Source organism: Escherichia sp. E13S3, from assembly GCF_004212325.1.
In the GTDB taxonomy this organism is placed as follows: Bacteria; Pseudomonadota; Gammaproteobacteria; order Enterobacterales; family Enterobacteriaceae; genus Escherichia.
In genome coordinates this window covers 305,845-313,742 of the sequence record NZ_RHJR01000002.1, presented here as the reverse complement: position 1 = coordinate 313,742, position 7,898 = coordinate 305,845, and the positions used below count along the sequence as shown (strand labels likewise).

Sequence of the window (7,898 nt, the reverse complement as noted above, 5' to 3'; positions counted from 1 at the left end):
CAACGTCGCCCAGCAGTTGGGTGATAACGGTTACAGTGATACCCAGGGAATGTTGGGCATGAAATATCTCTTTTAATGCCACTTTGCCACCTGTCACGTACAGGTGGCATGCTCCCTGCGTCAACCAGATAAGCGTAGCGCACCAGGCAAGCCGGACGGTGCTGTTGCATCTCCGGCTGCTTCTGCACTTACCAACTAAATGTGCAGTTCCTGCAACTTCTCTTTCGGCAGCGCCAGTTCTTCATTGCTGTTGATGCGCACGTCACGTTCCAGAATGCTACGCGCAATATCCTGTGCTTCCTGCAAAGAGTGCATCTGGTAAGTACCGCACTGATAGACGTTAAGTTCCGGGATCTGATTCTGATCCTGCACTTTCAACACGTCTTCCATTGCCGCTTTCCAGGCATCAGCGACACGCTGCTCATCAGGCGTACCAATCAGACTCATATAAAAACCAGTGCGGCAGCCCATTGGTGAGATATCGATAATCTCAACGCCATTACCGTTAAGATGGTTACGCATAAAACCAGCAAACAGGTGCTCCAGGGTATGGATCCCTCTTTCTGGCATCACTTCTTTGTTCGGCACGCAGAAGCGCAGATCGAACACGGTGATTGCGTCGCCATGCGGGGTGTTCATTGTTTTCGCCACCCGAACTGCAGGCGCTTCCATCCGGGTATGATCGACTGTGAAGCTATCTAACAACGGCATTTAGCCACCTCCGGTAAATTTTTTTTAAATATTCTGAACTCTTTCTTCCCAGGCGAGTCTGAGTATATGAAAGACGCGCATTTGTTATCATCATCCCTGAATTCAGAGATGAAATTTTGGCCACTCACGAGTGGCCTTTTTCTTTTCTGTCAGGCGTGTTTTTCCAGCCACACCGCAAACGGTTCGGTATCAGCGGCTTCCATTTCCTGCTGACGGCGTTCAGACGCCTCGCGCTCGGCTACAAAATCCTCTTCGCGCAGAATTTCCAGCGGCTCTTCACGCAGAAGATTACGGTAGGCTTCTGCAAACGCTTTACCTGTTCCGCCAATGCCAGTATCAATCATAGACCTTAAGATACGCGCAGAGAAAGTCAGATCAGGATTATCGAAGCAGGCGACCAGTTCATCACACACTTTCTGGTACGCTTCGCCGCCGTTAATGCTATCCAGCGTTTGCGCGACGCGTTTTAGATCGCGGAACAGATCTTTCCCCACCTGCGGCAACGGGAATTGCGCAGTTTCGCAACCGATACCCAGCGTCAGGCCCGGTTTACGACCCTCGAGGATCACCCGGTTCCAGTTAACGCGTGTACAGGCAAGTTCGCTACTGCTCATTTCCGGTGCATCAGCCAGCGCACACCAGACCATAAACAGGTCGAGGAAACGCACCTGCTGTTCATCTACACCAATCGGCGAGAACGGGTTGATGTCCAGCGAACGCACTTCAATATATTCAATGCCGCCACGTAATAGCGCATCAGAAGGCGATTCTCCGCTGCGAGTAACGCGTTTTGGACGAATCGGCGCATACAGTTCGTTTTCAATCTGCAGCACGTTGCTGTTGATTTGTAACCGCTTACCGTCTTTCTCAATACCAATCTTCGCATACTCTTCCGACGGCGTTTTGATAGCCTGCTTGAGCCCTGCGACGTACTCGTAGAGATCGTTGAAGGTAATACCGAGATTGCTTTGCGATTTATTGGTATAGCCAAGATCGCTCAAACGAAGAGAGGTCGCATACGGCAGGTAATACATACCGCACTCGGTTTTCTCAAACGGCAGCGACGTTGGTTTTCCTTGCAGGAAAGAAGAACAAATCGCCGGAGACGCACCAAACAGATAAGGAATGACCCAACCGAAGCGATAGTAGTTGCGGATAACGCGGAAATAGCCCGCAGAAATTTTCTCTTTTGCATCAGCGCCCGAGATATCACCGCACTTCGCTTGCCAGAATGCCATTGGCAAAGAGAAATTGTAGTGCACGCCGGAAATGGTTTGCATCAGCGCGCCGTAGCGATTTTTCAGCCCTTCACGGTACAGCGTTTTAAAGCGTCCGGTGTTAGAAGTACCGTACTGTGCCAGTTCGATGTCCTGACCTTCTGCGATGTAGCATGGCATGCTTAACGGCCACATCCGCTCATCGCCCATATTGCGCGCCGTATAACGATGCAGATCGCGCATAAAGGTCAGCATATGTTCAATATCACCATCCACTGGTGTAATAAATTCCAGCAATGCTTCCGCAAAATCGGTGGTTATCCATTTATGCGTCAGTGCGGAACCTAATGCTTCAGGATGACCTGTTGTTGCCAGTGTGCCATCCGCATTAACACGCAAAGTTTCGCGCTCCAGCCCACGCTGTATCCCCTTTAACGCCTGAGGATGTTTTTCCAGCCAGGCCAGCGCCTGTGATACGTCCGGGATCAAATTGACCTCCCGCCTGTCAAAATCGTTTTATTTAGCATAACTGTAATGGTGGCCATGTGTGCAGGCCTACAATTAGTGCCACCACATCATGCCCTGAACGGTAGCTACTGCAATCGCAACATAGCGTAACGCTTTACCAAGGCACAAAAAAAAGATTACCGGTCCCCACGAGATGCGCATCCATCCCGCTAACAGACACAGTAAATCGCCAACCACGGGCATCCAGCTTAATAATAGTGTGATTGCACCATATCGTTTCAGCCAGCCGATGGCTTTCTCTTGCCAGCGCGATGTTTTGCGCAGTGGAAAGAAACGCCCAAGGATAACGTTAGTTAGCCCTCCAAGGCTATTACCCATTGTTGCTGTTAACACTAAAACCCAGGGATGACTTACCCCGGAAAGTAACATTGCAACCAGGACGACTTCGGAATTACCGGGTAATAGTGTAGCGCTGAGGAAACTACTGGCAAACAACGAGAAAAGCGATAAAGCTTCACTCACAGCAAGCGAACATCCACTGCGTCCATGCCTGCAGCGCGAGCAGCCTGAATACCGAAATCAGCATCTTCAAAGACCACACACTGCGTTGGTTGCACGCCCATACGCTGTGCGCACAACAAAAATGTGTCTGGCGCAGGTTTATGATGTTTGACGTGATCGGCGGCAACGACCGCATCAAAATAACGGCGTAATCCCAGGTGCGCCAGCAATGCCTCAGCGATGGCGCTTTCACTCCCCGTTCCAACAGCCATTGGTCGACGTCCGTGCCAGCTTTTCACCACTTCAACAAGAGGAAGCGGTTCGACGCTATCCAGCAGCATACTTCTTACTGCTTCTGTTTTTTCACGCGCTAACGCATGCGGGTCGAGATCGGCCTGATTCAGCTCAATAATCGCCTGAGCAATACGCCAGGTGGGCGAGCCATTAAGCGCAATCATCGCCTGAACATCGTACTGAAGACCGTAATGCCCTAATACTTCGCGCCACGCTTTACGGTGCGTAGGCTCCGTATCCAGGATTGTGCCATCCATATCAAAAATTAAACCTGCATAACGCTCGTACATGGTCTTCTCGCAAGTCGAAAAATATGACGCTACTTTAGCGTAATTGCTTGATTTTGTCGCTGATGGCGAAAGGGAAGATTATTCAGGATATGGATAAAATAGTTATTTAGAAATGAGATATTTTTGAAGGAAATTTTTTGGAGAAGATGGTGCATCCGGGAGGATGACTCACTGGCGTTCGCCCTTCGGGCCGTTGCTGGCGCAACGTTATCCTCCCTGGTGCATACATCAATATTGCAGACCGTGAAGATTATCAATCGTGAGTAATACAGAGAAGATGGTGCATCCGGGAGGATTCGAACCTCCGACCGCTCGGTTCGTAGCCGAGTACTCTATCCAGCTGAGCTACGGATGCATTGGGAAATTTATTTTACTGCTGATATTGATACCGCTACTAAAGCCATATCAAGTAAGAGATGGTGCATCCGGGAGGATTACTCGCCTTGCGGCTCGCCCTTCGGGCCGTTGCTAAGCAACGTTATCCTCCCTGGTGCCTGCGGTTAGTACCGCCACCTCTTCGATACCTTCATCGCTGAAGGTTACGGAGAATATGGTGCATCCGGGAGGATTCGAACCTCCGACCGCTCGGTTCGTAGCCGAGTACTCTATCCAGCTGAGCTACGGATGCATCGGGAAATTTGTTTTACTGCTGATATTGATACCGCTACGAAAGCCGTATCAAGTAAGAGATGGTGCATCCGGGAGGATTCGAACCTCCGACCGCTCGGTTCGTAGCCGAGTACTCTATCCAGCTGAGCTACGGATGCATCGGGAAACTTACTTTACTGCAGATTTTTTGATACCGCTACTAAAGCCGTATCAAGTAAGAGATGGTGCATCCGGGAGGATTCGAACCTCCGACCGCTCGGTTCGTAGCCGAGTACTCTATCCAGCTGAGCTACGGATGCAAATGGCGGTGAGGCGGGGATTCGAACCCCGGATGCAGCTTTTGACCGCATACTCCCTTAGCAGGGGAGCGCCTTCAGCCTCTCGGCCACCTCACCACACGCCTCTTACGAGTGCTTCGAAGAACTTGTTTATCGCTCATCGTCGCTGCGTGGCGCACATATTACTTTCTGAGACTTATAAGTCAAACAATTTTTCCCACACTTTTATCGTTTGCACACTTCGCGCTCAATTAGTCTGTAAAAACGTCAAAAAGAGTGTTTTATCAACAGAAAAACAGGCCTCTGACAGGTAGCAGTGATAGAGAAAAATGAAGGCAAAAGTTAAATGAACGGGAGTAACGCGAAAAGAAAATGAAGTGAAGGAGAAATTTTGAGGGTGCGTCTCACCGTTAAAGATGAGACGCGGAAAGATTAGTAACTGGACTGCTGGGATTTTTCAGCCTGGATACGCTGGTAGATCTCTTCACGGTGAACAGAAACTTCCTTCGGGGCGTTTACGCCAATACGTACCTGGTTGCCCTTTACCCCTAAAACTGTCACGGTGACCTCATCCCCAATCATGAGGGTCTCACCAACTCGACGAGTCAGAATCAGCATTCTTTGCTCCTTGAAAGATTAAAAGAGTCGGGTCTCTCTGTATCCCGGCATTATCCATCATATAACGCCAAAAAGTAAGCAATGACAAACACATTACATCTAAGCAGTCATGGCATTACATTCTGTTAAACCTAAGTTTAGCCGATATACACAACTTCAACCTGACTTTATCATTGTCGATAGCGTCGATGCGAATGCCGTGAAGCAAGTCCACGGCATTGCCTGACACTTATATTATTGCAATTTCGCGCTGACCCAGCCTTTCACACTGGCTAACGCTGCAGGTAAGGCCGCAGCATCCGTACCACCGGCTTGCGCCATGTCAGGACGTCCACCACCCTTGCCGCCCACCTGCTGAGCGACCATACCAATCAGTTCCCCTGCTTTCACGCGATCTGTGACGTCCTTAGATACGCCTGCAATCAGAGAAACCTTACCTTCGGCTACCGTTGCCAGCACGATAATTGTCGACCCCAGCTGATTTTTTAAATCGTCAACCATGGTGCGCAACATTTTCGGCTCAACACCGCTAAGCTCACTAACCAACAGCTTAACACCATTAACATCAATTGCCTTACTGGAAAGATTTGCGCTCTCCTGTGCGGCAGCCTGTTCTTTAAGCTGTTGTAACTCTTTTTCCAGCTGACGCGTACGTTCCAGTACTGAGCGCACTTTATCAGCCAGATTATTGCTATCGCCTTTCAGCAGATGCGCGACTTCGCTTAAGCGATCGCTGTCTGCATGAACGGTGGCGATAGCACCTTCTCCGGTTACCGCTTCGATACGACGAACGCCTGCAGCAGTACCCGATTCAGAAATGATACGGAACAGACCAATATCACCGGTGCGGCTGGCGTGAGTACCACCACACAGCTCGGTGGAGAAATCGCCCATGCTCAGCACACGTACACGTTCATCATACTTCTCGCCGAACAGCGCCATCGCACCTTTCGCTTTCGCCGCTTCGAGATCCATGATGTTGGTTTCGATAGGCAAGTTACGACGAATCTGCGCGTTCACCAGATCTTCGACAGCACGAATCTCTTCTGGTTTCATCGCTTCGTTATGCGAGAAGTCAAAACGCAGCACCTTGTCATTAACCAGCGAACCTTTCTGGGAGACATGAGTACCCAGAACCTGACGCAGCGCAGCGTGCATCAGATGCGTTGCGGAGTGATTCAGACGAATACGAGCGCGACGAGCTTCATCTACATCCGCCTGTACCGCGTCGCCCACTTTCAGAGAACCCGCAGCAAGTTTACCGATGTGACCAATCGCCTGGCCATATTTCTGCGTATCTTCCACCGCAAAGGAGAAGTTAGCGCCTTTCAGTTCGCCTTTATCGCCAACCTGACCGCCGGATTCTGCATAGAATGGCGTTTGATCCAGCACGACCACAGCTTCCTGGCCTGCATTGATGGCATCAACCGCTTTACCATCAACAAACAGCGCGGTCACTTTGCCGTTCAGTTCCAGATGGTCATAGCCTTTAAATTCAGATGCGCTATCAACACGGATCATCGCGTTGTAATCGGCACCAAAGCCGCTGGCTTCGCGCGCACGACGACGCTGCTCTTCCATTGCTGCTTCAAATCCAGCTTCGTCAACTTTGATGTTGCGCTCACGGCAAACGTCAGCCGTCAGGTCAACCGGGAAGCCGTAGGTGTCGTACAGGCGGAAAGCAGTTTCGCCATCCAGCGTATCACCAGAAAGTTTTGCCAGCTCTTCATCCAGCAGCGCCAGACCGCGCTCCAGAGTACGGGCAAACTGCTCTTCTTCAGTCTTCAGCACCTGCTCAACCTGCGCCTGCTGGCGCTTCAGGTCTTCACCCGCAGAGCCCATAACGTCGATTAGCGGACCAACCAGTTTGTAGAAGAAGGTTTCTTTCGCGCCCAGCATATTACCGTGACGCACTGCGCGACGAATGATACGACGCAGTACATAACCACGGTTTTCGTTGGACGGCATTACGCCATCCGCGATCAGGAACGCACAAGAACGAATGTGGTCAGCGATAACGCGCAGCGATTTATTGCTCAGATCGGTCGCGCCAGTCACCTTAGCCACCGCCTGAATCAGCGTACGGAACAGGTCGATATCATAGTTGGAGTTTACGTGTTGCAGCACGGCGGCAATACGCTCCAGACCCATACCGGTATCTACAGACGGCTTCGGCAGCGGTTCCATCGTGCCATCTGCCTGGCGGTTGAACTGCATGAAGACGATGTTCCAGATCTCAATGTAGCGGTCACCGTCTTCTTCCGGGCTTCCCGGAGGGCCACCCCAAATGTGGTCGCCGTGATCGTAGAAGATTTCGGTGCACGGGCCGCACGGACCAGTGTCACCCATCTGCCAGAAGTTGTCAGATGCGTATGGCGCACCTTTGTTATCGCCGATGCGAATAATACGTTCGCGCGGGATCCCTACTTCTTTTTCCCAGATTTCGTAGGCTTCGTCGTCGCTTTCATAGACGGTAACCCACAGACGCTCTTTCGGCAGGGCAAACCATTTTTCGCTGGTCAGCAGTTCCCATGCAAACTGAATGGCATCGTGTTTGAAATAGTCGCCGAAGCTGAAGTTGCCCAGCATTTCGAAGAAGGTATGGTGACGCGCGGTGTAACCGACGTTTTCCAGGTCGTTGTGTTTACCACCCGCACGCACGCAGCGTTGGGAAGTGGTAGCGCGGGAATAATTACGCTTGTCGAGCCCAAGGAACACATCCTTGAACTGGTTCATCCCGGCGTTGGTAAACAACAAAGTTGGGTCGTTATGGGGTACCAGGGAGCTGCTGGCAACTACCTGATGTCCCTTACTATGGAAAAAGTCGAGAAACGCCTGACGGATCTCAGCGGTGCTCTTGCTCATAATTATCCTGAAATCAAGCTAACGAAATATCGCCACCAGCTACAGCG

Annotated in this window: 6 protein-coding genes and 5 tRNA genes; all 11 read right to left on the bottom strand. The window is 50.9% G+C overall.

Annotated features, from left to right (window positions below):
• Window positions 1–195: 195 nt before the first annotated feature.
• Window positions 196–711, bottom strand: a complete 516-nt coding sequence (gene luxS, locus D9597_RS02660) for an S-ribosylhomocysteine lyase (RefSeq protein WP_001130211.1) — start codon at window positions 709–711, stop codon at window positions 196–198.
• 149 nt (window positions 712–860) lie between these two features.
• Complete coding sequence (gshA, locus tag D9597_RS02655) at window positions 861–2,417, bottom strand: glutamate--cysteine ligase (protein ID WP_000611804.1); 1,557 nt, start codon at window positions 2,415–2,417, stop codon at window positions 861–863.
• A 72-nt stretch (window positions 2,418–2,489) separates the two neighbouring features.
• Window positions 2,490–2,918 carry a YqaA family protein gene (locus tag D9597_RS02650; protein WP_064529936.1) on the bottom strand — a complete coding sequence of 143 codons (429 nt, stop codon included), beginning with the start codon at window positions 2,916–2,918 and terminating at the stop codon, window positions 2,490–2,492.
• A complete protein-coding gene (gene yqaB / locus D9597_RS02645; RefSeq protein WP_000273309.1) occupies window positions 2,915–3,481 on the bottom strand; it encodes a fructose-1-phosphate/6-phosphogluconate phosphatase in 567 nt (188 codons plus the stop codon). The genes D9597_RS02650 and yqaB overlap by 4 nt, the downstream gene beginning before the upstream one ends.
• 278 nt (window positions 3,482–3,759) lie before the next feature.
• Window positions 3,760–3,836 (bottom strand) — tRNA-Arg (locus D9597_RS02640).
• Window positions 3,837–4,032: 196 nt separating this feature from the next.
• A tRNA-Arg gene (locus D9597_RS02635) sits at window positions 4,033–4,109 on the bottom strand.
• Between the two features lie 62 nt (window positions 4,110–4,171).
• Window positions 4,172–4,248, bottom strand: a tRNA-Arg gene (locus D9597_RS02630).
• A gap of 64 nt (window positions 4,249–4,312) precedes the next feature.
• Window positions 4,313–4,389: transfer RNA gene (locus tag D9597_RS02625), tRNA-Arg, on the bottom strand.
• A gap of 3 nt (window positions 4,390–4,392) precedes the next feature.
• Window positions 4,393–4,485, bottom strand: a tRNA-Ser gene (locus D9597_RS02620).
• 315 nt (window positions 4,486–4,800) lie between these two features.
• The gene (gene csrA, locus D9597_RS02615; protein WP_000906486.1) at window positions 4,801–4,986 is read right to left on the bottom strand and encodes a carbon storage regulator CsrA; all 186 of its coding nucleotides are present in this window, start codon (window positions 4,984–4,986) and stop codon (window positions 4,801–4,803) included.
• A gap of 234 nt (window positions 4,987–5,220) precedes the next feature.
• Window positions 5,221–7,851 carry an alanine--tRNA ligase gene (gene alaS / locus D9597_RS02610; protein ID WP_000047170.1) on the bottom strand — a complete coding sequence of 877 codons (2,631 nt, stop codon included), beginning with the start codon at window positions 7,849–7,851 and terminating at the stop codon, window positions 5,221–5,223.
• Window positions 7,852–7,898 lie beyond the last annotated feature (47 nt).

What these genes read in the sequence shown, in the direction of transcription:
- yqaB (WP_000273309.1), bottom strand. Translation starts at nt 3,481, where the DNA reads ATGTACGAGCGTTATGCAGGTTTAATTTTTGATATGGATGGCACAATC.
- luxS (WP_001130211.1), bottom strand. Translation starts at nt 711, where the DNA reads ATGCCGTTGTTAGATAGCTTCACAGTCGATCATACCCGGATGGAAGCG.
- csrA (WP_000906486.1), bottom strand. Translation starts at nt 4,986, where the DNA reads ATGCTGATTCTGACTCGTCGAGTTGGTGAGACCCTCATGATTGGGGAT.
- alaS (WP_000047170.1), bottom strand. Translation starts at nt 7,851, where the DNA reads ATGAGCAAGAGCACCGCTGAGATCCGTCAGGCGTTTCTCGACTTTTTC.